The organism is Pseudarthrobacter phenanthrenivorans, from assembly GCF_036455295.1.
Taxonomy (GTDB): Bacteria; Actinomycetota; Actinomycetes; order Actinomycetales; family Micrococcaceae; genus Arthrobacter; species Arthrobacter phenanthrenivorans_C.
In genome coordinates this window covers 16,289-40,095 of record NZ_JAYXNX010000020.1, presented here as the reverse complement: position 1 = coordinate 40,095, position 23,807 = coordinate 16,289, and the positions used below count along the sequence as shown (strand labels likewise).

The window sequence follows — 23,807 nt, the reverse complement described above, 5'->3', positions numbered from 1 at the left end:
TGCCGCAGCATTTTTATGTGGGGATGATCCGGAAGAGGAACCTGGTGCGCACCATCACCCACAACAGCCCCAGGACCACAGCGTAGGCCGCCGTGTTGAGGAAGATGCTTTGCTGCTGGAGGCCGGGAATATTGGCGACGACGGCGATCAGCACCACGTGCATGATGAAGACGTAGAGCGTTGCCCTGCCCAGCGGAATCAGGAACCAGCCGAGTACACGCTGCACCGGTTTCCAGTAGGCGCTGAGGAACGCATAGGCCGCCACCACCAGGACCAGGACGTTGAGCAGCCGGCCGGGGGCCAGGTACGTCCGGCCGAAGAGCGCGTCATACATGGCGCGGTAGGCCGCATCCGATATGAGCGCCAGGCGGACGTCATAGTTGTTGGCCAGGTAGGGATTGCCCCAGGACAGAAAGGCCAGCGCGAACGCCGCTGCCGTGCAGGTTGCCACCACCCAGGTGTGCCTTGACAACCAGGCGATGAGGGCCCGGCGGTGGTAGCCGGCCACCAGCCCGAGCACGAACAGCACCTGCCACACCAGCAACGGGAACGAGTCCTCGAACTGCGACGGCAGGATCCGGAACCTGGTCACGGCACCAACGGCGTACACGGCGAGCGTCGCCACCAGCACCCAGAGGGCCTTGCCGCGCTTCAGTGCCGCGAGGACCAACGGGCTGACCAGCAAAAGCACCACATAGAGACCCATGACGTTGAACTGCCATGGCCCGAACTGCAGCAGCACGATGGCCGGCAGCACCTGGGGCGGGACGGGGAACTGGAACAGGGATGACATGCCGGCGTAGAGGTCGTAGGTCCGGCCGGCACCGCTGTGCCCTGCCCCGCCGGTTCCCTGGTCAACGAACGTGGTGAGCGCCTCGGTGTGGAAGAACGGGAGCAGGGAGAGGAGGAAGACCCCGATCAGGACGGCCAGCGCCGTCAGGTAGAGCTTTCCGGCGCGGCGGGACGTCAGGTCCACAACCCGGCCGAAGTCCTCCTTGGCCTTGGGCCCGTACACCATGCCCACCACCAGCCCGGAGAACAGGACGAACAGTTCAGCACCGGAGACGAACCCGATGGCCTCCTGGGTCAGGAGCTGGAACAGCGAGGACATGCCCAGATGGTTGACCACCACAAAGACGATGGCCATCCCGCGCAGCAGGTCAACCCGCGAGTCCCTGCTGGAGGGGTCCTGGTAACTCCAGGCCGTTGCCGCGTTGATGCGGCGGGGAATCTGCCACAGGGCCGCCAGGAGGATGGCCATGGCGGCGGCAACAGTCCAGACGGCGGCCCCGGAGAGGGTGTTCGCCCGTTCATAGGTGCTGCCGGAGACCGCATCGGTCACGGGGCCAGTCACCATGGGGGACGCCTTCAGCCGGTCCAGCGCGGCCTTTGAGACATCCGGGGTCCCGGTGAGCAGCCAACTGATGCTTGCCACGCCGGTGTCCCTGGTGCTGGTGCGCTCGTCCCAGACCACGGCGGCCGTCTGCGCGTAATCAGGCGAGGTGGCGGTTGACACCACCTGGTCCCACCAGCCCTCCTTGATGTCCGCCTCGGGGGGTCCGCCTGTTGCGGGGCTGTAGAACGCGGAAGTCTGCAGCAGGAAAGGTTTGTTCCGTCCCTGCGAATAGGTGCCGTAGAAGTTTTCGCCGCCGGAGGCCGTCAGCATCTCCTGGAGCTCGCCTGGGCGCGGCACTGTGTTGACTGCGGCGCCGCCGGCAGTGTCGTCATGATAGGCAGCGAGCCCCACCCAGTCCACTGCATCGTCCCCGGGGTAGTACGGGGCGTAAGCGCTGTCGCTTCCGTTCCAGGCTCCATCCCCGTTCGTATCGAGCAGGGCGAAACCTTCGCTTCCGGGCTGCGGCGCATTCCGGCTCCGGTCGAAGGGGTAGTCCTTGCCCAGGTACGGCGCCCACACCATGGCGGCCCGGCCGCCGTCGTACTTCCTGAAGGCCGCCGCCACGTTCCGGAACGCCTTCCGGTAATCGGCCGGCTGCTGGCCCCATGCCACCCAGCTCGTGTTCATGTCGGGGGCGAAACGGATCAGCAGCCGGCCCTTGAAACCGGAGGTAAGGTCCCGCACCTGCTGGGCGAAGGCTTCCGCTTCCTGCGTGCCAAGCTGGTCCAGCGGCACCGACGGCTTCACCGTGAGCAGTGCGTGCGCGCCTTTGGCTGCGGCCTGCTGGAGGAAGCCGTCGAGGTCATTCTGTTCTGCATCCCGGTAGGGAATGGCGACGTCATGGCCGAAGACGGCGGGCGTGGCCCCGAGCCGGTCGCTGAAGCCGGCGGCAGTATCCTCACCCCACTCGAGCACGGCCCCCAGCCACGGCTTTCCCTTGTCCGGGGCCGCGTCTGCCGCCCGGGCCGGCACGGCGGGGGCCAACAGGGCCACGAGGGCGATCAGTGCGGCAGCCAGGAAAGTTCCGGCAGAATGCAGACGGTTCCGCCTGCCGGCGGCGTGGTGGTGCGATGCGTGCGCCCGCATGGTGACAAGGACCCCCCGGTACTCATTGCTCTGGAGACGGGGCGGCGTCCCCGGTAAGAACTTTATCGCCCTGCCGCCCGCTCAATTACGGAACATGACGACGGCGGCGGTGCGGTTTGGCGCCTCAGGTGTTATTTTTTTTGGGAGTAATGAGTACCGGTGCCAAGCCCTGACTGGCCGGTCGGCAACCCTCCCTTTCGCGGCGGGGTGCCTCAGGTGAATACTCGGCATATCGACCGATTCGAGCTGCAAGCGTGAAAGAAGGAGATCCGTCGTGTCTGACGCACCCGCCCCCGACGAAAGACTGTCCTACCGCCTGATTACCGGCGCGGACAACCGTGAATTCTGTGAACGGATCTCGGCTGCGCTGGCGGACGGCTACGTGCTGCACGGCAGCCCGGCGGCAACCTTCAACGGCACCACCGTGATCGTGGCACAGGCCATCGTCCTTCCGGCAGCGATTGCCTCCGCGGATGCCGCAGTGGCCACTGCCGTAGACGAGCTGGAGGGCGAATTCGACGGCGAGGGCCACGCATGAGCTACGCAGGGGACCTGACTCCGCAGGAAGCCTGGGCCAAGCTGGAGCAGGGCGCCGTATTGGTGGACGTCCGTACCGAGGGTGAATGGGCCCACATTGGCATTCCGGACACCAAGGCCACCGACAACGACCCCCTCTTCATCCAGTGGACCTTCCCGGGAGGCATTCCCAACCCCGACTTCGTGAAGGACCTTAAAGAGCAGGCGCCCGAGGACCCCGCCACCGAACTGGTGTTCCTGTGCCGTTCCGGCAAGCGATCCATCGCCGCAGCCACCGCAGCCACGCAGGCGGGCTTCACGGCCTACAGCGTGCTGGAGGGCTTCGAAGGCGACCCTGACCGGTACGGCGAACGCACCGTCAACGGCTGGAAGAACCGCGGCCTGCCCACCAACCTCGGGAAGAACTAAGTGACTTTCAACCAAGACGCCTCCGGCTGGAGCCCAGACACCCAGGCCGTCCGCGGCGGCCTGGACCGCACCAACTTCCAGGAAACCTCGGAAGCCCTTTTCCTCAATTCCGGGTTCGTCTATGAGTCCGCGGCCGCGGCCGAACGGGCCTTTACCGGGGAAGACGAGCGGTTCGTGTACTCCCGCTACGGCAACCCGTCGGTGGCCACGTTCCAGGAGCGGCTCAGGCTGCTGGAAGGCACCGAAGCTTGCTTTGCGACGGCGTCGGGCATGTCCGCGGTCTTCACCGCGCTGGGTGCCCTGCTGGCTGCCGGCGACCGGGTGGTGGCTGCCCGTTCCCTTTTCGGTTCCTGCTTCGTGATCCTGAACGAAATCCTGCCGCGGTGGGGCGTGGAGACTGTATTCGTGGATGGCCCGGACCTGGACCAGTGGCGTGAGGCGCTTTCCAAGCCCACCACCGCCGTCTTCTTCGAGTCCCCGTCCAACCCCATGCAGGAGATCGTGGACATCGCCGCGGTCAGCGAACTGGCACACGCAGCGGGCGCCACCGTGGTGGCGGACAACGTCTTTGCCACTCCCCTGCTGCAGTGCTGCGGTGACCTTGGTGCTGATGTGATCGTCTACTCGGGCACCAAGCACATCGACGGCCAGGGCAGGGTCATGGGCGGTGCCATCCTGGGCACCAAGGAGTTCATCGACGGCCCGGTGAAGCAGCTGATGCGCCACACCGGCCCCGCACTCTCCCCGTTCAACGCCTGGGTCCTGACCAAGGGCCTGGAGACCATGGGCCTGCGCGTGAAGCACTCCTCCGCCACGGCCCTCCGCCTCGCCGAGTGGCTGGAGGAACAGCCGGCGGTGAGCTGGGTGAAGTATCCGCTGCTGGAGTCGCACCCGCAGTACCAGCTGGCGGCCAAGCAGATGAGCGCCGGCGGCACCGTACTGACCCTCGAGCTCGCCCCTTCCGGCGGACGCTCCGGGAAGGAAGCCGCCTTCGCGCTGCTGGACGGGCTGCGGATCATTGACATCTCGAACAACCTGGGCGATTCCAAGTCCCTGATCACCCATCCGGCCACCACCACCCACCGCGCCATGGGCCCGGAGGGGCGCGCTGCGATTGGACTGACGGACGGCGTGGTCCGGCTCTCCGTGGGGCTCGAGGACCCGGAAGACCTCATCCGGGACCTGGAACAGGCGCTGAAGCAGATCTAGGTTTTCGACGCGCCTTCGCATTTTCGACAGGCAGGTTCCCTTGCGCGGCCCGAATGTGCGCCGCGAAAGGGGACCTGCGCCGCGAAAATGAAGCCGCGCGTCGCAGACAATTGAGGGCGGGCTGTCCGTCAGGCCTGGCGGACCCGCAGCAGCTCCGGTGCGGCCGCCACGTCGGCGAGGTCCAGCGCGTCGCGCATGGTCACGTACACGGCCTGCCGGACAACGGCGCCGAACCCCATGTCCTCCGGCGGCGGCCCGGCAAGGGCCTTGTCGCGGGCGCGGCGCTGCTCAGCGGCCCCCGTTCCGCGGGCGATGATGTCCTCCACTCCCTGCCGTGCCAGGGCCAGTTCACCCTGCTCCTCCAGAACGGGGGCGAGGTAGTCCACCAGGGACCGGGCCACATCCGCGGCGGGGGCGGGGCGGAAGTTTCCAAAATCCAGGAGTTCGCCGCTCAGCCCTTCACTGCTCGCCTGCCATGAGGCCATCCGCAGCAGGACGGTGGGAACGGGTGCCGGGTCCACGTCCTCACGCCATTCCCGGCTTGCCGACTCCACCAGCGCCCGGACCAGCACGGCGATGAGCGCTGCGTCCCCGGCCCGAAGGCAGACGTCCGCGACGCGCACCTCAACGGTGGGGTGGTTGCGGGACAGGCGTGCATCGAAGTAGAGCATGCCTTCGTCCAGCATTACCCCGGTGTCCAGCAGCCGGGTCACCACCCGGCGGTAGGCGGGATAGGTGCTGTAAATGCCTGCCGGGCCGGCAGTGGGCCAGCGGTTCCAGGCCTGCGTCCGGTAGCTTTCGAACCCGGTGGGTACGCCATTCCAGAACGGTGAATTGGCGCTCAGTGCCGTGAGCACTGCCAGCTTGTCGCGGATGCGGTCCAGGACCGCCACTCCCTCTTCCGGCGATTCGATGTACGTGTGGACGTGGAAGCCGCAGGTCAGCTGCTCCTGGGCGGTGAGGCCGAACCGCTCCAGCATCCTGGCGTACCGGGGATCGGGCGTGGTGTGGCTGGGGGATGCCACCGGCGAGGTGGCAAGCGCCGCCACCCTGGCCCCGTGCTTCCTCGCCGCCTGGTCCGCCAAGCTGCGTCCGGCACGGATCTGTTCCAGCAGGCTGCCGTACTCCAGGCACGGCCGGGTCTGTGTCTCGATCTGCTCAAGCTTCAGCTCGGCACTCAGGCCCATCTCGTCGTCGTGCGCGGCCTGGTGCCCCGCATGGCTGCCCTCCGGATCCACGGGAAGATCGTCAGCAGCCACGCGGCGCCCGGCAAGGAGGGCATCGGCCAGGGCAAGGGGCTCTCCCGACTCCGGATCAACGATCAGGAGTTCTTCCTCTACGCCGAATGTACGCATACGAACATTCTGCGGCAGCACCCGGGAGTAGGAACTGTCACACGCGGTTCATGACGAAGCGTTAATGCTCAGTCCTGGAAGTACTCCACCTTGGCGCCGATGGTGTTCAGCCGCTCCGCCAGGTCCTCGTAGCCGCGCTCGATCACATAGATGTTCCGCAGTTCCGATACACCCCGCGCCGCCAGCATGGCCAGCAGCAGGCAGGCGGCAGGGCGGAGCGCGGGCGGGCAGCCCACCTCCGCGGCGCGCCATTTGGTGGGCCCGTTGACGTAGATCCGGTGCGGATCCAGCAGCTGCACCTGGGCGCCCAGCCGGTTGAGCTCCGTCAGGTAGATGGCGCGGTTCTCATAGACCCAGTCGTGGATCATGGTCTGGCCGGAGGCGTTGGCGGCAATGACGGCAAAGAACGGCAGGTTGTCGATGTTCAGCCCGGGGAAGGGCATGGGGTGGATCTTGTCCTCGGGGGCGCGGAGCTCCGAGGGCTTGGTGGTGACGTCCACCAGCCGGGTACGGCCGTTGCGGGCCATGTACTCGCCGGAGATCTCCAGCTTCTGCCCCATCTGGCCCAGGGTGGCCAGCTCGATTTCCATGAACTCGATGGGGACCCGCCGCACAGTGACCTCGGAGTTGGTGACGATGCCTGCCGTGATGAGGCTCATGGCCTCGATGGGATCCTCGGAGGGGAAGTACTCGATCTCGGCGTCGATCACGGGCCGCCCCGTGATCTTCAGGGTGGTGGTGCCCACGCCCTCGATGGTGACACCGAGCATCTGAAGGTAGAAGCAGAGATCCTGGACCATGTAGTTGGGGCTGGCGTTGCGGATCACGGTTGAGCCCGCCCGGTGCGCCGCGGCCATGATCGCGTTCTCGGTGACGGTGTCGCCCCGCTCGGTAAGGACGAAGGAACGGTCGCAGTCATCGGCAGGGGGCGCCTGGACCGTGTAGAAACCTGTGGTGGCTTCCACCGACAGGCCGAACTGGCGCAGTGCCTGCATGTGGGGCTCCACGGTGCGCGTGCCGAGGTCGCAGCCGCCGGCGTAGGGCAGCCGGTACTCCCGGGACTCGTCCAGCAGGGGGCCGAGGAGCATGATGACGCTGCGGGTTCTGCGTGCCGCGTCCACGTCCATCGCCGCCAAGTCCAGGACGGCGGGGCGGCGCAGGCGCAGGTCGGTGTCATTGAGCCAGGTGCACTCCACGCCGATGCTGGTCAGCACCTCGACGATGCGGTTGACTTCCTCGATCCGGGCCAGCCGGCGGAGCACGGTGGTGCCACGGTTGATGAGGCTGGCACAGAGCAGGGCGACGCCGGCGTTCTTGCTGCTGTTCACGTCAACCGAGCCGGACAGGGTGCGGCCGCCTTCCACCCGGAGGTGCGTCATCTGCGGTTTGCCCACGTTGACGATGCTGCGGTCGAAGATGTTCTCCAGCCGCTGGATCATCTTCAGGCTCAGGTTCTGCTTGCCCTGTTCCATCCGGGCAACAGCGCTTTGGCTGGTTCCGAGTTCGGCGGCCAGCTGGCCTTGCGTCCAGCCCTTTTCGCTCCGGGCGTTCCTCAGCATGGCGGCAACGTGCCCAGCGGTTTCCTGCGTCATATCGAAAAATATATCATAAATGAGTTATCGGGCTGGCCGTGGGGGTACTACTGAATCCCAGATGGGGACCTGCGCCCCCGTCCTACCCAGCCGATGCGATAGGGGTTCGCCCTTCACAACTCAGCTGCCCAGCCACACCATATTCCACGTCCCCGCCGTGACCGCCGCAACCAGGGCGAGCGCGGCAACCAGGACACCGCCGGCCACCACCCAGAGGTCCAGCACGCTGAACGTGGATGCGCGCGCCCAGGTCCGCTTGCCGCCGCCAAAGCCCCGCGCCTCCATGGTCACGGCCAGCCGCGACGCTCGCCGGATGGCCTGCACCAGGAGCCCGAAGCTCTGTCCCAGTGTCGCCTTCACCCGCTGGGCCAGGCCGCCGCGCGAACCCACGCCCCGCGCCCGGCGCGCCATGCCGATGGTCTGCCACTCCTCGGCCATCAGGCCCACCAGGCGCATCGCGGCCAGGGTTCCCAGGACGAACCGGTGCGGCAGGCGCGCTTTCTGGGCCAGCGCGTCAGCCAGGTCCGTCGGGTCGGTGCAGCTCATCAGGAGGACCGCCGGCAGGGCGATGGCAAAGCCGCGCAGCAGGAAGCCGATGCCCAGCTGGAGGGAGCCCTGGCTCATGGTCCAAATGCCGGCGTCCAGCAGGATCCTTCCGCTGTCGGGCGCCAGGATGGACGTGCTCCAGCCTCCGATGGCGGCCGCAACTATCAGCGGCCAGCCGCGCTGCCACAGCAGGGACAGGGTGAGCCCGGCCAGGGGGAACAGGAGAAGTTCAAAAACCAGGGCAACTGAGGCCGACACCCAGTCGATGGACAGTGCCAGGACCGCCGTGATCAGCAGCACGGCCGCGAATTTGCTCAGCGGGTTGGCGCGGGCCAGGAGGGCGTGGTTGCCGTGCAGGGTCAGTTCCTGCCTCATCGGGCCACCGCCTCCGCCGCAGCCATCCGCAGTTCCACCCCGCCCAGGGCGGCCGTGAACTCCGCATCATGGGTTACCGATACCACCGCGGTTCCTGTGTCCAGGAGCTCGGACAGGAACGAGGCGAGCTCAGCCCAGGTGTTGGCGTCCTGCCCGAATGTGGGCTCGTCGAGGACCAGGACCTGGGGGCTGGCGGCAAGGACGGTGGCTACCGACAACCGCCTCTTTTCGCCCCCGGAGAGCGTGTAGGGGTTGGCGTCCACCACATGGGTGAGGCGCAGGCGCTCCAGGAGTTCGTCAACCCGCTCCTCGCCGTGGCCCAGGTGCCGCGGGCCGAACAGCAGCTCGTCAAGCACCTTGCCGGTCACGAACTGGTGTTCCGGCTCCTGGAACACGGTGCCCACGCGGGAAATCAATTGCTCGGCCTTCCACCTGTACGGGTCGATCCCGGCGCCCTGGCTGAGGTCAAGGGTGGCGGAGACCGTTCCGGATACGGGCTCCAGCAGCCCGGCGAGGGTCAGCGCGAAGGTGGACTTCCCGGCTCCATTGGGCCCGGTCACGGCCAGGGCCTGACCTGCGCGGACCTGCGCGGCCACCCCGTCCTGGACGGGTACCGGCTGGATCCTGCGGAAGCCTTTGCGGCGTGGACGTTCACGGGAAACCGCCAGTTGTTCTGCGGCCAGCAGGAGGTTTCCCGTTCCGGGTGCAGGGACCACGTCCCGGGCCCGGGTGGCGGGCACATAGCCGGGGACCCACACCCCCGCGGCGGCGAGCATGGTCCGCGCTTGGCTGAGCACGCGGTCCGGCGGGCCGTCCAGGAGCACCGCAGATTCGCTGCTGCTGCCCGGCTGCAGGACGACGATCCGGTCCACCAGGTCCTTCCAGACGGACACCCGGTGTTCCACCACCACCAGCGTGGCCCCGGTCTTGTCCAGGCAGCGGGCAACGGCGTCCCGGACTTCCAGGACGCCGTCCGGGTCCAGGTTGGCGGTGGGCTCGTCCAGCAGGATCAGGCCGGGACGCATGGCAAGGATGCCGGCGAGCGCGAGGCGCTGCTTCTGGCCGCCGGACAGGGCCGACGTCGGGTGGTCCAGCGGGAGGTGGGCCAGCCCGACGTCGGCCAGCGCCTCGTGCACGCGCGCCCAGATGGCGTCGCGGGGTACGGCAAGGTTTTCGGCACCGAAGGCGACGTCGTCCCCGACGCGCGACAGCACCACCTGCGTTTCCGGGTCCTGCTGCATGAGCCCGGCCCGCCCGCGCTGGGCTCTGGGCACGGCGCCGTCAACCAGCAACGAACCGGACTCGTCGGCGTCCCCGGCCTCGCCGTTGTCGTCGTTGATGTCTCCCAGCACGCCGGCCAGCGCGTGCAGCAGCGTGGACTTCCCGGCGCCGGAAGGTCCGAGGAGGAGCACGCGCTCACCGGGAGCGATGTCCAGGTCGAGGGCATGGACGGCGGGTTTGGACCGGCCGGCGTGCCGCCAGCCCCATCCGCGGGCCCTGACGGCGGCGGGGTGGACCGCGTCGCCGGCGTCCTGGGAGGGGACCATCAGGAGAAGACTGGCTCCGTGGCGGCCTTGCGGGACGCGAAGGAGCTCAGGACCCCGGTGCGGGCCAGGCCGCGGGTGGCAATCCAGCACAGGGCACCGGCCAGGATGGCCCCGGAGACCGTGGTGAGGACGATGTAGGCGAGCTTGTCCGCGCCCGAGTAGGCGATGTTCCAGCCCCAAGGGGCGAAGGAGTCATTCAGGCCGCAGAAGAACCCGGCGGCGGCGCCTGCCAGCAGGGAGACGGGCAGGTTGAACTTGCGGTAGACGAAGATGGCGAAGATGATTTCCGCGCCCAGGCCCTGGATGAAGCCCGAGAACAGGACGGACGCGCCGTACTGCGAGCCCATGAGGAGCTCGCCGGTGGCGGCAACCGTCTCACAGAAGATGGCGGCGCCGGGCTTCCGGATGATGAGCATGCCCAGCACGCCGGGAATCATCCAGCCGCCGGCCAGCAGCCCGGTGAGGGGCGGGTAGGCGGCGTTCATCGGGGCGGACAGCGCGGCGGCACCCTGGTCCCATGCCCAGAAGATGACGCCACCCGCGATGGCCACCAGGGCCGCCACGACGATGTCCAGGACGCGCCAGGACTTGCCGGCGCTTTTCTTGATTGCTGCAGTGCTCATGTAATCCTCCTGGGAAACAGGAGGGGAAAGTGGACCCGGCCCACGGCCGTTGCCGTAGGGCCGTGACACCCCGAGAACTCGACTCCCTTGCGCCGGTACTAACCGGATCAGGTTCGAGGGTCTGCGGCTGTCCGCACTCTCAGCGCCCACCTGCGGTGCCCGGCTTGTGCCAGGATGCCCGACGGCGGCGCTCCCCTGTCGTTTTAAGTGATGCTTTTTGGTTTGGGTAAGGCTTAAATATCCGCCCAGCTGGGCGTGGTCAAGTTTACACCGGACAGGGGTAGATTGAGGGCCATGACCGCCAATCCACCGGTTGTGACCGGGTTCGATCCCGACTCCGGCGACGCGCAGCCCGAAGGCTCCCTGGAAGCATTGATCCTCCGGGTCGAGGCCGAAGTCCGGGAACTCCAATTCCCCGGTTTCTCGCCGGATGACTCCTTGAACCTGGGCCTGCTGCTGGTGGAGCTCGGCAAGGAGCGGGCCCTGCCCATTGCCATCGACATCACCAGGGGCGGCCAGGTCCTGTTCCACGTTGCGCTGCCGGGTGCCACTCCGGACAACGAATACTGGATCCGCGCCAAGCAGCGCACTGCCGCCCGGTACGAGGTGCCGTCCCTGCTGGTGGGCCTGCGGGGCCGGCTTGGCGGCGGCCGGATCGAGGACAACGCCTGGTTTGACCAATCCCGGTACGCGGCACACGGAGGCGCATTTCCAATCTATGTCACAGGAGTGGGCGCAGTGGCGACGGTCGCGGTCTCCGGGCTGCCGCAACTGCAGGACCATGACCTGGTGGTGGAGGCGCTGCGGGACATCCTGGGATCGGCCCTGCGGGACTAGGAACCGGGGGACCTGCCGCCAACCGGAGGTTCGCTGGGCTTTTATTAGTAATCATGCTTAGCATGCTGTCTCCCCGGGTACGACGACAGGGAATGGGGGCGCGGTCCGTTCCCTGGAACATGCGCGTCAACCAAGGAGCACCATGAGAATCCCGGATGCCAGAGGCCCCATCAGCAGCGCCCTCTTTGCGGCCCTGTCGAAGGCCCCCGGCGCGGCGACGTCCGAGCTGGACCGGCTGTACCGGCTGGCGGCGCAGCAGGTTCTCAAAACGGCCGACATCATTGCCGACGAGGATATCCAACTGGCGCTCTTCTGCCTCTACGAGCTGCACTATTCAGGCCTGGACGGGGTGAGCGGGCACTGGGAGTGGGAGCCGGCGCTCATCAGGGTCCGCCGGTTGATCGAGGAACCCTTTGAAGGGGCCCTCCGCAGCGCCGCCCTCCAAGCCGCCGGAGACTTCGAAGCGCCCTCCGGGGCTGCCATGGACAGCGACGCCGTGGCTGATGTGCTCTTCGGCCTGGCCGCCACGGACTCCGGGCCCAGCGTCTCCCGCTACGTGGCCAGGAAGGCCAGCTTTGACCAGCTCAAGGAGTTCCTGATCCACAAATCCATGTACCAGCTGAAGGAGGCCGACCCGCATACCTGGGCCATTCCCCGGCTCACCGGCCGGCCCAAGGCTGCCCTGGTGGAGATCCAGGCGGATGAATACGGGGGCGGCAGGCCTGACCGCATGCACAGCGCCCTGTTCGCCCGGACCATGCGCGGCCTGGGACTGGACGACTCGTACGGCGCCTACGTCAACGCCGTCCCTGCCGTCTCCCTGGCATCCGTGAACCTCATGTCGCTCTGCGGCCTGAACCGGCGGCTCCGCGGAGCCATCATTGGCCACCTGGCAATCTACGAAATGACTTCCTCCCACCCCAACCGCTTCTACGGCAACGGATTCCGCCGGCATGGTTTCGCGGCGGACATCACGCACTACTTCGACGAGCATGTGGAAGCCGACGCCGTCCACGAGCAGATCGCCGGGCGGGACCTGGCCGGCGGCCTGGTGGAAGCCGAGCCGGAACTCCTTGCGGACGTCCTCTTCGGAGCCACCGCCGCCATGGCCCTCGACGGCCGCCTTTCAGCCCACCTGATGTCCTGCTGGGAAGCCGGGAAACCATCGCTCCGCACTGCCGTTCCGGCGGCCGCGTGACAGGCATGAACCCCGAACAGCATGAAACAGGTCCTGGCGTGGAGCAGGAAGCAGCGGCAGGCTCCATCGTGGTGTGCCCGGACGGGCCGCTGATTGTCAGGGGCGAATTCGATATCGTCACGCCGTCCGGCAGTCCGGTGCCGCGGGACCGGAAGACCGTCGCCCTGTGCCGTTGCGGGGCCTCCGCCATCAAGCCGTACTGCGACGGCACGCACAAGCTGATCAAGTTCCGGAGCGGGCCTCCGGCCGGTTAGTCCACCAACCCGCGCCGGCTTGCCACGCCCTTGCCCTGACCGGCACACGCGGGCGGCTAGGCTGGAGGCAGTCCGTTTTCCGCCCGCAAGGAGTAATAGGAATGAACCTTCTCATCAAGCTGCTCGGGACCGGGGTGAGCCTGGGTGCAGGCCTGGCCGGCACCAAACTGGTCAACACCATCTGGGAAAAGACCACCGGGCAGAAAGCGCCCACGGGCAAACACGAGGACGTCCCCACCAGCCTGCGTTCGGCGCTGACCTTCGCGCTGATCTCGGCGTCCGTCAGTGCCATCATCCAGGTCCTGGCCAACCGCGGCACGCAGCGCGCCATTGCCCGGTTCGCCAAGACGCAGGACATCGTCTAAGCGCAGCGCTACCTGCCGCCGTCGGGGTTGTCCTTCAGGGCAGCCTCGGCGGCGGCTTTTTGCACTACGGCCTCCAGCTCATCCGCAGTGAGCAGTTCCCGGTGCAGATGCTTGGTGCGGTAGCCGGCGCGGCCAACCATATGCGCGGACACGGGCACCGTGAGCAGCTGGAAGATCCACGCCACCGCCAGGACCGGCCACACCCACCACGTCCGCAGCTGGAGGCCAATGGCGGCCAGCAGCAGGAACAGGCCCAGGACCTGCGGCTTGGTGGCGGCGTGCATGCGGCTCAGCAGGTCCGGAAAGCGGAGCAGGCCGATCGCAGCGCCCAGGGACATGATCGCCCCCACCACCATGAACACCGCGGAGAGGGTGTCGATCCAGGCGTCAGGGCCGGAGAAGTCAGGATTCATTGGGCTTCACCCTCCGGTCCGCCACGAACCGGGCCACCGTCACGGACCCGATGAACCCGATGATGGAGACGGCCACCACCAGCATCAGGTTGTTCAGGTGCCGGTTCACGGCCATGTCGACACAGAGCGCACCGCCCAGGATTGCCAGCAGCACGTCCGCTGCCAGCACCCGGTCCAGCAGCGACGGGCCGCGGGCGATCCTGATAATGGCCCCTGCCGCGGCCAGCGAGAAAATGACTGCTGTAACAGCCAGGACAATGTGCATCATGCGGCGGCCTCCGACCGGACGGCTTCAAGTTCTTCCACTGTGCCCATGATGCGGATCAGGCCTGCCTCCATGGACCGCACCTCGTTCCGCAGGCCCTCCACGTCCTGCTTGGACGTGATGTTGAGCGCGTGCAGGTAGAGCGTGGAGGTGGAGCGGTCCACCTCCACCACCAATGACCCCGGGATCAGGGAAATGACGTGCCCCGTGGCGGTGACGATCAGGTCCTGGTGGCTGCGCAGCCGCACGGCGACGACGGCGTTGGTCACCCTGGGTCCGCGGACGGTGGCCAGGTACAGGACCTGGGCGCTGGCCACCACCACTTTCCAAAGGAACGCCAGGGCGAAGGGAACAGCGTAGAGGATGTTGAAGCGCCCGCTGAGCTCGACGGGCGGAAGGTAGAAGAGCCGGGCGACCCCTACTGCCAGCAGCGCACCGAACAGGAGGTTGCCGGGGCTGAAGTCCTGCCACAGCGCGCCCCAGACAATCACCAGCCAGACCAGCAGCGGCAGCTCCTGACGCAGGGATATGCGTTTGCGGCTCATCGCGTTCCTCCCGCGCCAGTGGTCCCCGCAACGGCGGCATCACCCAGCACCGCGTGGATGTAAGGGCCGCGGTCCAGCATGTCGCGGGCGGCCCGGTCCGACAGGCCGAACAGCGGCCCGGCGAAAACGGTCAGTGCAACCCCCACCATCACCAGGGCCGCCGTGGAGCCCACCATGGTGCGCGGCAGCAGCGTCACGGTGCTGTTGAGCTTGGCCCCCGGCCCGGCAACCCGCACCGGCTGCGGGGCAAGCAGCACCGGGTCGGGATGCTCCGCGTCCGTGGGCCGGCGCCAGAATGCGCGGTTCCAGACCCTGGCGACGGCCAGCAGCGTCAGCAGGCTGGTCACCACCCCGCCGATCACCAGCGCGTACGCCAGCGGCGTTCCCAGTTCAATGCCGGCCTGGAGGAGCCCCACTTTGCCCAGGAAACCCGAAAACGGCGGGATGCCGGCAAGGTTCATTGCGGGGATGAAGAACAGCAGCGCCAGCATCGGCGAAAGTTTGGCCAGTCCGCCCAGCCGGTCCACCGAGAAACTGCCGCCGCGGCGTTCGATGAGGCCGGTCACCAGGAAGAGGCTGGTCTGGATGGTGATGTGGTGGGCCACGTAGAAGACCGCCGCCGCGAGACCCGCCACGGAGGACATGGCAAGGCCGAACACCATGTAGCCGATGTGGCTGACCAGGGTGAACGAGAGCAGTCGCTTGATGTCGCTCTGCGCCAGCGCGCCCAGGATGCCCACCACCATGGTCAGCAGCGCAGCCACCATCAGGGGCGTGTTCAGGGTGTCGCCGGGAAAGAGCAACGTCTCCGTCCGGACCATGGCGTACACGCCTACCTTGGTCAGCAGCCCGGCGAACACGGCCGTGACGGGCGCCGGGGCCGTGGGGTAGGAGTCGGGCAGCCAGAAGGACAGCGGGAAGACGGCGGCCTTGATGCCGAACGCCACCAGCAGCATCACGTGCAGGAGCGTCCTTGTCCCCGGGTCCAGGTCACCGAGCTTGAGGGCCAGGTCCGCCATGTTGACGGTGCCGGTGGCCCCGTACACCATTGCGATGGCAATCAGGAACAGCACAGATGACACCACGGACACCACCACGTACGTGACACCGGCGCGGATGCGCGGGCCGGTGCCGCCCAGGGTCATCAGCACGTAGCTTGCGGTCAGCAGGATCTCAAAGCCCACGTAAAGGTTGAAGAGGTCCCCGGACAGGAAGGCGTTGGAGACCCCCGCCACCAGGATCAGGTAGGTGGGGTGGAAGATCGAGACGGGCGCGTCGTGGTCGCCGTCGGCCATGCCCTGCCCCGTGGCGTACACCAGCACGGCCAGGCTCACCGCGGAGGAGACCACCAGCATCAGCGATGAGAACTGGTCCACCACCATGACGATGCCGAAGGGCGGCAGCCAGCCGCCGATGGTCACCGCCGCGGTGCCGCCGTTCCAGGCAGACGCCAGCAGGAGGCATTCGAGCGCCAGGGTCAGCGACAGCAGGGCAATGCTCACCCCCCGCTGGGCACGGGTGTGCCGGATCAGCAGGAAGGTGAGGGCGGCGCCCAGGATGGGAAGTACGACGGCGAGCGGCGCCAGGCTGGCGATGTTCACTTGCCGCCTCCTTCCGGGCTGGGGTCAATGTTGAGTGAGCCGGGCTTTTCCTCCGCGGCGGCATGTTCCGCGGGCATCTCCCGGCCGCCGGCCAGGACCGTGGCCGGTGGTTGGTCCGCTTGCCGGCCCGCATGCAGCGTCGTGTCGGCACCGGAAGCCCCACGGTCGGAGATGTCCATGCCATCAGAGCCGAGCATAGTGAGCGGAAACTCGGAGGTTTCTGCGGGCACTTCGGCATCGTCCTCGGCGTCGAAGCTGGGGGTCGCTGCCACGCGGCGGTCCTCCGCGTCGTCCTGGATCTCATCCTGGCGGGCCAGGAGCCAGGTGCGGTAGATGATGCCCAGCATGAAGGCCGTGACCGCGAATGAAATCACGATAGAGGTCAGGATCAGCGCCTGCGGCAGGGGGTCGTTGTAGTCCTTGGCAGCGATGTCCTTGGCGAACAGCGGGGCCAGACCGGCGTATCCCCCGGTGGCCAGGATCAGCAGGTTGGTTGCATTGGCCAGGAGCATCAGGCCCAGCAGCACCCGGGTCAGGCTGCGCTCCAGGATCAGGTAGATGCCGCAGGCATACAGTGCGCCCATGACGATCAGCAGGGTCAGGTTGACGCTCATGCGTGGCCCTTCGCGGTGGTCTCGGCAGGAACCGCATCCGGTTCCTGTTCCAGCTCCGGTGCCGGTTGGTCGTGGCCGGCCTCCCAGGCCCCTGCCGCTTCCTGGCCGGCCGCCAGGGACCGCTCCTCCAGGTGCTCGTCGATTTCGGCGCCGAGGCTGCGCAGGACATCCAGCACCAGGCCCACCACCACGATGTACACGCCAATATCGAAGATGGTTGAGGTGACGAACTTGATGTCCCCGAACACAGGCAGCCATACCTGGACTATGGCGGACTGGAACACCTGGCCACCCAGCAGCAGGGGCATGACACCCGAGGCGGCAGCCAGCGCCAGGCCGATCCCCAGCAGCGCGCCGGCGCTGAGCGGCGCCGCTTCCCGCAGCTCAAACCGGCCGCCGGCCAGGTAGCGGATGGTCAGCGCCAGGCCGGCGGTGAGGCCGCCCGCGAAACCGCCGCCGGGCAGGTTGTGCCCTGCCAGCAGCAGGTACAGCGAGAAAATGATCATGGAGTGGAAGATCAGCCGGGTGACCACTTCGAAGATGATGGAGCGGCGCTCGGGGGCCAGGGTCCGGCCCGCCACGATCCATGGGTCCCGGGCAGCGGCGGCGAACTTCCGGCTGATGGCCAGGGCCGCGCCGTCACGGGAGCCGGGATCCACGCCGTGGTAGCGCCCTACCGTTCCCTCCGCCACCGACGCGGAGGCCTGCAGCCTGTCACCGCGGCCCCGGACGAAGATCAGGCTGGCCACGCCGGTGGCGGCGAGCGCCAGGACGCTGATCTCGCCGAACGTGTCCCAGGCGCGGATGTCCACCAGGGTCACGTTGACCACGTTCAGGCCCCCGCCGCCTTCATAGGCGAGCTGCGGGAACTGCAGCGATACCGGAATGGCGGTCCTGGCGCCCATGGCGAAAATCGCGGCGAACACCATGGTCACGCCGAATCCCAGCCCGATGATGACCCTCAGCACGCGGTACTTGCCGCCGGTTCGGTCCCGCAGTTCCGGCGGCAGGCTGCGCATGGCCAGGACGAACGCCACCAGGATGATGGTCTCCACCAGCATCTGGGTCAGCGCCAGGTCCGGGGCACCCTGCAGCGCGAACACCAGGGCAATGCCGTACCCGGTCACGGAGACCATGAGCACCGCAAGGAACCGCTTGTTGGCCCTGACGGCGGCCAGGGCGCCGATCACGATGCCTGCACCTGCCACGAGCTGCAGCGGGGAGTTGGGGTCCACGAGGTAAATGCCCTGTGGCAGGGGGTTGCCGCCAAACAGGATTGCCGCGAGTGGAAGGACGAACGCCACGCTGAGGATCACGGCAAGGTAGAAGTACAGTGATCCGCGCTGGGTCCGGCCGGTGATCCAGACGGCGGCGTCGTCGAGCGCACCGATGGTCAGCTGGTAGGCGCGGTCGCCGTCCACCCACGCCGGCACCAGTGCCTGGGTCCGGGCAACGGCGTTGCGGCCAAGGTACATCGCCGCGCCCAACGCGAAGGTGACGGCCGTCAGCCCAAGCGCCGGCGTCAGGCCATGCCACAGCGCCAGGTGACCTGCCTGTTCGGCTGGGGTGCCGGCGTCGGGCGCCATGGACGCAAACAACGCCGCATACGGTTGGATCCAGGCGTCCACCGGTACCGGCCAGAGCCCGTACGCGATGGTCAGGAGGCTGAGGACCGCAGGCGCGGCAAGGAAGGAGGGCCTGATGGCCTTGAACGGAATCGGTTCCACACCGGGCTTGGCCGCGAACGCGCCCCACATGAATCGGGCGCTGTAGGCGAACGTGAGGATGGACCCCACCACCAGCCCCGCCAGGACCACCACACCCCACGCACCGGAATGCGGATCGCCCGCGTGGTGCACGAAGGCCTCAAGCACCGATTCCTTGGCGACGAAACCGCCGAGCAGCGGGACACCCGCCATGGAGGCGGCGCCGACGGCGGCCACGATGCCCAGCGCACGCGAGGAGCGGAAAACGCCGGAGAGTTTGCGCACGTCACGGGTTCCCGATTGATGGTCGATGATGCCCACCACCAGGAAGAGCGTTGCCTTGAACAGGCCATGGGCCAGCAGCATGGCCAGGCCCGCCAGTGCGGCGTCGGGCGTGCCGAGGCCCACCACCATGGTGAGCAAGCCCAGCTGGCTGACGGTGCCGTAGGCGAGGATCAGCTTGATGTCCGTCTGCCGCAGCGCCCGGTAGCCGCCCACCAGCATGGTGGCCAGGCCCAGCCCCAGGACCACCGGCTGCCAGTAGGCGGTGTCCGAGAACCCGGGGGCAAGCCTCGCTACCAGGTAGATGCCGGCCTTCACCATCGCCGCGGCGTGCAGGTACGCGCTGACCGGGGTGGGCGCCGCCATGGCGCCTGGAAGCCAGAAGTGGAAGGGGACCAGCGCGGACTTGGTGATGGCACCGACCAGGATGAGGACGACGGCGGCGCTCACCACGGGCGCCGTGGCTCCGCCGGCCAGCGCGGGCGCTTGCTCGAGGATGGCGGAGATGCGGTACGTCCCCGCCGAGTAGCCAAGCATGATCAGGCCCACCAGCATGGCCAGGCCGCCCGCGGTGGTGACCATCAGCGCCTGCAGGGCGGAGCGGCGCGCGGCAAGCCGGGTCCGCGCGAAGCCGATCAGCAGGTAGGACAGGATGGTGGTCAGTTCCCAGAAAATGAACAGCAGCAGGAGGTCGTCCGCCGTGACCAGGCCGAACATGGCGCCCGCGAACGCCAGCAGCTGGGCGCCGAACGCCCCGAGGTCCTGGTCTTTCCTCTTGAAGTAGCGCGCACAGTAGACCAGCACCAGGGAACCAACGCCCAGCACCAGCAGGGACATCACCGAGGCCAGGGCGTCCATACGGAAGGCCAGTTCAAGATGGAGGCTGGGGATCCACTCGAAGGTTTCGACGACCGCCCCGGGACCCGAATAAATGGGTCCATGCTGGAACATCAGCCAGGCGAAGGAAACCGCGGGGACTGCGGCCAGCGCGTAGAAGGCGTTGCGGCCCCAGAGCCTGAAGAGGAAGGGCGCGAGGACAGCCACCGAAAAGTGCACGGCAAGGACTGTGATCACTGGATTCTCCGCAACGTCAGGAATTCGATTGTCAAAAGTTGGAGCAGGCGGCAAAAAAGTAAGGTCCGGGAGGGCTCAGTTTACCAAGGCGGCCCTGCCGCCTTCCCCGCCCGGCGGGGTCCCGTGGCCGGAATCCCCGCGGGACGGGGGCCACGGTCCCGCAGCTGTTCGCCACGGGCGGATACGATGCATCCTATGAACAGCGCCAGCGCGCCGGGAGCAATGCAGCCTGCCTCGGAACTCGAATCCGGAACCCGGTCCTCCAGCAAAGGCCAGGTGCTGGCCTGGGCGTCCTGGGACTGGGGCTCGGCGGCCTTCAACGCGGTCATGACCACGTTCGTGTTCACCGTCTACCTGACGTCAAAGGCATTCGGTGGTGAGGACAATGCCTCGGCAGTCCTGGGTGCGGCCCTGGCGGTCGGCGGGCTTGCCATCGCACTGCTGGCACCCGTGACGGGCCAGCGCTCGGATGCGGGCGGCAGGCGCAAGCTGTGGCTGGGAGTGAACTCGGCCGCCGTCGCCATTCTCACGGCCCTGTGCTTTTTTGTGTTCCCGCGCCCGGAATTCCTGCTCCTCGGTGTTTCCCTGATTGCACTGGGCAACGTCTTCTTCGAATTTGCCGGCGTCAACTACAACGCCATGCTGGCCCAGGTTTCCACGCCGCAGAATATCGGCAAGGTCAGCGGCTTCGGCTGGGGCGCCGGCTACCTTGGCGGGATCGTGGCTCTCCTGATCGTCCTGCAACTGTTCGTCCAGCCTGCCTTCAACTGGTTCGGCTCCTCCACGCAAGACAGCCTCAACATCCGGCTGGTGGCCGTCTTCTCCGCAGTGTGGTTCTTCGTCTTCGCCCTGCCCGTCCTGTTCGCCGTCCCGGAGCTTCCCCGGGCCGCCCAATCCACGCGGCTCGGCTTCCTTGCCAGCTACGGGCTGCTGTTCCGGCGGATCAAGGCCATTTACGCCACCAGCCCGCACACCATCTACTTCCTGCTCGCCAGCGCCGTATTCCGCGACGGCCTGGCGGCCGTCTTTACCTTTGGCGGCGTCATCGCCGCCGGCACCTTCGGGTTCGCCCTCCCCCAGGTGATCTTCTTCGCCATCTTTGGGAACGTGGTGGCTGCCGTGGGCGCTGTGATCGGCGGGTTCCTGGATGACAAGGTGGGTCCCAAAGCGATCATCACCGGCTCACTCGTTGGGCTCCTGGTTGCCGGGACCGCCATCCTGGTTCTGGGCAACGGAAACTATTCCTTCTTCGGCATGCAATGGGCCGGCACCACCACCTTCTGGGTCTTCGGCCTGTTCCTCTGCCTCTTCGTCGGGCCGGCCCAGTCCTCGTCCCGCGCCTACCTGGCCCGGCTCGCGCCGCACGGGGAATCCGGCGAGCTTTTCGGCCTGTACGCCACCACCGGCAGGGCCGTCAGCTTCCTGGCGCCCGCGCTGTTCACCCTCTGCATCACCCTTGCCACGCCGTTGGTTCCCGCCGGCCAGGCCCAGCGGTGGGGCATCCTGGGCATCATGGTGGTCCTCCTCGCAGGGCTCCTGGTGCTGCTGCCGGTGAAGTCCCCCGCGAAGGCTCCCATCGCCGTCGTGCCCGCCGTCTGAGTACCCCGGCGAGGCCCGCGCCGCCTCTCCGGCCAGGTGTTGCCAGGCGGACTAGGCTGGATTCATGAACGTGGACGAAACCAACCTTCCGGGCCTTGGCCTCAGGAAGGATTTCATGACCGCCTCCGGACGCCGCATCGGCGTGGTGGAGCGGCGGGAAGGCCAAACGGAACTCATCGTTTCCACCTGGGACGATCCCGATACCTGCCAGGCTTCCATTCCGCTCACCAGCGACGAGGCAGCAACGCTCGGCAACCTGCTGGGCGGCACCCACCTGGCCATGAAGCTCGCGGAGGAGCACAAGGACGTTCCGGGCATCGTCACCCGGCAGTTCTCCATCGCCGCGGACTCCCCGTTCCAAAACCAGCCCATGGGCAAGGCCTGCATCCGCACCCGGTGCGGGGTCTCCATTGTTGCCATCATGCGCGAGGGTGAGGTGCTGCCTTCGCCCGGGCCCGACGTCGTCCTTCACGCCGGTGACCTGCTGGTGGCCGTCGGCACCCAGCAGGGCCTCGATTCAGCGGCCGATATCCTGCGCAACGGTTAGTCCGCATGGACCCGCTGGCCCTGACCCTCATTGAGCTGGGGGCCGTCGTGTTCTGCCTCGGCCTGCTGGCCAGGCTGGCGGGACGGATCGGAATGTCGCCCATCCCCCTCTACCTGCTGGGCGGCCTCGCTTTCGGTGCCGGCGGCATCATCAAGCTGGAAGGCATGCACGAGTTCGCCCACCTCTCGGGCGAGATCGGCGTCATCCTGCTGCTGCTTATGCTCGGACTGGAATATACAGCGGCCGAACTCTTCACGGGCCTCCGCCGTTCGTGGCAGGCGGGCGTCCTTGACCTTGTCCTGAACTTCGTACCCGGGGCCGCGCTTGCCGGGCTCCTGGGCTGGGGCGGCGTGGGCGCCATGGTCATGGGCGGGGTGACCTACATTTCCTCGTCCGGCATCGCCGCCAAAGTCATCACGGACCTCGGCCGGCTCGGAAACCGTGAAACGCCGGTGGTCCTCTCCATCCTGGTGTTCGAGGACCTCGCCATGGCCGTCTACCTGCCCATCCTGACCGCCACCCTGGCCGGCGTCGGTTTCCTTGGCGGCCTCACCACGGTGGGGATTGCCCTGGCCGTGGTCACCATGGTCCTCATGGTGGCCCTGCGGCACGGGCACCACGTCTCCAAGGCCGTCCACAGCGAGAACTCCGAGGTCTTCCTGCTCAACGTCCTCGGGGCTGCCTTGCTGGTGGCCGGCGCCGCGTCCGCCATGCAGGTCTCTGCCGCTGTGGGGGCCTTCATGCTGGGCATCGCCATCTCAGGCTCCACCGCCCACAACGCCACGCGCATCCTGGAGCCGCTGCGGGACTTGTTCGCGGCCATCTTCTTTGTGGCCTTCGGCCTCAATACGGATCCCACATCCATTCCGCCGGTGCTCGGGTGGGCGCTGGTCCTTGCGGTGGCCACGGCAGCCACCAAGATGGTCACCGGGATCTGGGCAGCCAGACGGGCCGGGATAGCCCGGCCCGGCCGCTTCCGCGCCGGAGCAGCGCTGGTGGCCCGCGGTGAGTTCTCGATCGTCATTGCCGGCCTGGCCGTTGCCTCCGGCGCTGTTCCCCATGACCTCGCGGCACTGGCCACCGCCTACGTCCTGCTGATGGCCGTGATGGGCCCGCTGGCGGCGCGCTACGTTGAACCTCTGGCCAGGCCGTTCATCCGGCCGCGGGCGGTGGCACCGCAGGCCTAGGCACAGAGGCAGCCGCCAGGCAGCTGCCGCGCGGCTAGATCCGGGTCTTGTGGAAGTTCAGGTGGCTGCGGCTGGCAGTAGGCCCGCGCTGGCCCTGGTACCGGTTGCCGTACTCCCCCTGCCCATACGGGTACTCCGCAGCGGAGCTGAGCCGGAAAAAGCAGAGCTGGCCGATCTTCATCCCGGGCCACAGCTTGATGGGCAGGGTGGCCATGTTGGACAGCTCAAGGGTGACGTGGCCGGAGAAGCCGGGATCGATGAAGCCGGCGGTGGAGTGCGTCAGCAGGCCCAACCGGCCCAGCGACGACTTGCCTTCCAGACGGGCCGCAATGTCATCCGGCAGTGTCACGGTCTCATAGGTTGAACCCAGGACGAACTCCCCCGGGTGCAGGATGAAGGCCTCGTCCTGCTCGACTTCAACCAGCCGCGTCAGTTCGGGCTGCTCCTGCGCGGGATCGATGTGCGCGTACTTGTGGTTGTCGAACAACCGGAAGAACTTGTCTATCCGGACATCCACGGACGACGGCTGGACCATCGCTGGATCGTACGGTTCCAGCACGATCCGTTCGGAATCAATTTCGGCACGAATGTCGCGGTCAGAGATCAGCACCGTCCCAAATTACCGTATCGGTTATCCCCACCTGCA

General features: G+C 67.3%; 23 protein-coding genes and 2 riboswitches. Of the genes, 10 read left to right on the top strand and 13 right to left on the bottom strand.

The features are described 5' to 3' along the window. Positions 1–13: 13 nt before the first annotated feature. The gene (opgC, locus tag VXJ37_RS18910) at positions 14–2,482 is read right to left on the bottom strand and encodes an OpgC domain-containing protein (protein ID WP_331324573.1); all 2,469 of its coding nucleotides are present in this window, start codon (positions 2,480–2,482) and stop codon (positions 14–16) included. 145 nt (positions 2,483–2,627) lie between these two features. Then, positions 2,628–2,743: riboswitch (SAM riboswitch) on the top strand. Positions 2,744–2,756: 13 nt separating this feature from the next. Between opgC and VXJ37_RS18905 the strand changes: the two genes are divergently transcribed. The 3 genes from VXJ37_RS18905 to VXJ37_RS18895 are packed head-to-tail and all read left to right on the top strand — an operon-like array spanning position 2,757 to position 4,636. Then, a complete protein-coding gene (locus VXJ37_RS18905) occupies positions 2,757–3,020 on the top strand; it encodes a DUF1737 domain-containing protein (RefSeq protein ID WP_142132353.1) in 264 nt (87 codons plus the stop codon). Further along, positions 3,017–3,427 (top strand): rhodanese-like domain-containing protein, encoded by a 411-nt coding sequence (locus VXJ37_RS18900; protein ID WP_331324572.1) that lies wholly within the window; start codon positions 3,017–3,019, stop codon positions 3,425–3,427. Before VXJ37_RS18905 ends, VXJ37_RS18900 begins: the two co-directional genes overlap by 4 nt. Further along, the gene (locus VXJ37_RS18895) at positions 3,428–4,636 is read left to right on the top strand and encodes an O-succinylhomoserine sulfhydrylase (protein WP_331324571.1); all 1,209 of its coding nucleotides are present in this window, start codon (positions 3,428–3,430) and stop codon (positions 4,634–4,636) included. It begins immediately after the preceding gene. 128 nt (positions 4,637–4,764) lie between these two features. On the opposite strand, the gene VXJ37_RS18890 is transcribed toward VXJ37_RS18895, so the two are convergent. The 5 genes from VXJ37_RS18890 to VXJ37_RS18870 all read right to left on the bottom strand — a co-directional run bounded on the left by VXJ37_RS18890 (position 4,765) and on the right by VXJ37_RS18870 (position 10,674). After that, the gene (locus VXJ37_RS18890) at positions 4,765–5,991 is read right to left on the bottom strand and encodes a glutamate--cysteine ligase 2 (RefSeq protein WP_331324570.1); all 1,227 of its coding nucleotides are present in this window, start codon (positions 5,989–5,991) and stop codon (positions 4,765–4,767) included. A gap of 68 nt (positions 5,992–6,059) precedes the next feature. Continuing rightward, the gene (locus tag VXJ37_RS18885; RefSeq protein WP_331324569.1) at positions 6,060–7,583 is read right to left on the bottom strand and encodes a UDP-N-acetylglucosamine 1-carboxyvinyltransferase; all 1,524 of its coding nucleotides are present in this window, start codon (positions 7,581–7,583) and stop codon (positions 6,060–6,062) included. A 120-nt stretch (positions 7,584–7,703) separates the two neighbouring features. Continuing rightward, positions 7,704–8,504 carry an energy-coupling factor transporter transmembrane component T family protein gene (locus VXJ37_RS18880; RefSeq protein WP_331324568.1) on the bottom strand — a complete coding sequence of 267 codons (801 nt, stop codon included), beginning with the start codon at positions 8,502–8,504 and terminating at the stop codon, positions 7,704–7,706. Further along, positions 8,501–10,051, bottom strand: coding sequence for an ABC transporter ATP-binding protein (locus tag VXJ37_RS18875; protein ID WP_331324567.1), 1,551 nt, complete (start codon positions 10,049–10,051; stop codon positions 8,501–8,503). Before VXJ37_RS18875 ends, VXJ37_RS18880 begins: the two co-directional genes overlap by 4 nt. Next, positions 10,051–10,674: an ECF transporter S component gene (locus tag VXJ37_RS18870; protein ID WP_331324566.1), complete on the bottom strand. Its 624-nt coding sequence runs from the start codon at positions 10,672–10,674 to the stop codon at positions 10,051–10,053. Before VXJ37_RS18870 ends, VXJ37_RS18875 begins: the two co-directional genes overlap by 1 nt. A gap of 66 nt (positions 10,675–10,740) precedes the next feature. Beyond that, positions 10,741–10,881, bottom strand: a riboswitch (TPP riboswitch). Positions 10,882–10,968: 87 nt separating this feature from the next. On the opposite strand from VXJ37_RS18870, the gene VXJ37_RS18865 reads away from it, so the two are divergent. The 4 genes from VXJ37_RS18865 to VXJ37_RS18850 all read left to right on the top strand — a co-directional run bounded on the left by VXJ37_RS18865 (position 10,969) and on the right by VXJ37_RS18850 (position 13,328). Further along, positions 10,969–11,511: a heme-degrading domain-containing protein gene (locus tag VXJ37_RS18865; RefSeq protein ID WP_331324565.1), complete on the top strand. Its 543-nt coding sequence runs from the start codon at positions 10,969–10,971 to the stop codon at positions 11,509–11,511. A 142-nt stretch (positions 11,512–11,653) separates the two neighbouring features. Further along, positions 11,654–12,709 carry an iron-containing redox enzyme family protein gene (locus VXJ37_RS18860; protein WP_331324564.1) on the top strand — a complete coding sequence of 352 codons (1,056 nt, stop codon included), beginning with the start codon at positions 11,654–11,656 and terminating at the stop codon, positions 12,707–12,709. Positions 12,710–12,714: 5 nt separating this feature from the next. Beyond that, the gene (locus tag VXJ37_RS18855) at positions 12,715–12,963 is read left to right on the top strand and encodes a CDGSH iron-sulfur domain-containing protein (protein WP_331324592.1); all 249 of its coding nucleotides are present in this window, start codon (positions 12,715–12,717) and stop codon (positions 12,961–12,963) included. A gap of 101 nt (positions 12,964–13,064) precedes the next feature. After that, positions 13,065–13,328, top strand: a complete 264-nt coding sequence (locus VXJ37_RS18850; RefSeq protein WP_141945336.1) for a DUF4235 domain-containing protein — start codon at positions 13,065–13,067, stop codon at positions 13,326–13,328. An 8-nt stretch (positions 13,329–13,336) separates the two neighbouring features. On the opposite strand, the gene mnhG is transcribed toward VXJ37_RS18850, so the two are convergent. The 6 genes from mnhG to VXJ37_RS18820 are packed head-to-tail and all read right to left on the bottom strand — an operon-like array spanning position 13,337 to position 19,828. Further along, entirely contained in the window at positions 13,337–13,741 is a 405-nt protein-coding gene (gene mnhG, locus VXJ37_RS18845) for a monovalent cation/H(+) antiporter subunit G (protein WP_331324563.1), read from the bottom strand. Next, the gene (locus VXJ37_RS18840) at positions 13,731–14,009 is read right to left on the bottom strand and encodes a monovalent cation/H+ antiporter complex subunit F (protein ID WP_331324562.1); all 279 of its coding nucleotides are present in this window, start codon (positions 14,007–14,009) and stop codon (positions 13,731–13,733) included. Before VXJ37_RS18840 ends, mnhG begins: the two co-directional genes overlap by 11 nt. Continuing rightward, entirely contained in the window at positions 14,006–14,551 is a 546-nt protein-coding gene (locus VXJ37_RS18835; protein WP_331324561.1) for a Na+/H+ antiporter subunit E, read from the bottom strand. The genes VXJ37_RS18840 and VXJ37_RS18835 overlap by 4 nt, the downstream gene beginning before the upstream one ends. Next, complete coding sequence (locus tag VXJ37_RS18830; RefSeq protein WP_331324560.1) at positions 14,548–16,152, bottom strand: Na+/H+ antiporter subunit D; 1,605 nt, start codon at positions 16,150–16,152, stop codon at positions 14,548–14,550. Before VXJ37_RS18830 ends, VXJ37_RS18835 begins: the two co-directional genes overlap by 4 nt. Next, positions 16,149–16,766: a Na(+)/H(+) antiporter subunit C gene (locus tag VXJ37_RS18825; RefSeq protein WP_331324559.1), complete on the bottom strand. Its 618-nt coding sequence runs from the start codon at positions 16,764–16,766 to the stop codon at positions 16,149–16,151. Before VXJ37_RS18825 ends, VXJ37_RS18830 begins: the two co-directional genes overlap by 4 nt. Beyond that, positions 16,763–19,828 (bottom strand): Na+/H+ antiporter subunit A, encoded by a 3,066-nt coding sequence (locus VXJ37_RS18820; RefSeq protein ID WP_331324558.1) that lies wholly within the window; start codon positions 19,826–19,828, stop codon positions 16,763–16,765. Before VXJ37_RS18820 ends, VXJ37_RS18825 begins: the two co-directional genes overlap by 4 nt. 195 nt (positions 19,829–20,023) lie before the next feature. Between VXJ37_RS18820 and VXJ37_RS18815 the strand changes: the two genes are divergently transcribed. From VXJ37_RS18815 to VXJ37_RS18805, 3 genes are all read left to right on the top strand, one after another. Continuing rightward, on the top strand, positions 20,024–21,427 hold the full coding sequence (locus VXJ37_RS18815; protein ID WP_331324557.1) for an MFS transporter: 1,404 nt from the start codon (positions 20,024–20,026) through the stop codon (positions 21,425–21,427). A 64-nt stretch (positions 21,428–21,491) separates the two neighbouring features. After that, positions 21,492–21,974: a cation:proton antiporter regulatory subunit gene (locus VXJ37_RS18810; protein WP_141945318.1), complete on the top strand. Its 483-nt coding sequence runs from the start codon at positions 21,492–21,494 to the stop codon at positions 21,972–21,974. A 5-nt stretch (positions 21,975–21,979) separates the two neighbouring features. Next, a complete protein-coding gene (locus VXJ37_RS18805) occupies positions 21,980–23,161 on the top strand; it encodes a cation:proton antiporter (RefSeq protein WP_331324556.1) in 1,182 nt (393 codons plus the stop codon). A 34-nt stretch (positions 23,162–23,195) separates the two neighbouring features. Here VXJ37_RS18805 and dcd read toward each other — a convergent pair whose 3' ends face one another. Beyond that, positions 23,196–23,771, bottom strand: a complete 576-nt coding sequence (gene dcd / locus VXJ37_RS18800; RefSeq protein ID WP_141945314.1) for a dCTP deaminase — start codon at positions 23,769–23,771, stop codon at positions 23,196–23,198. Positions 23,772–23,807 lie beyond the last annotated feature (36 nt).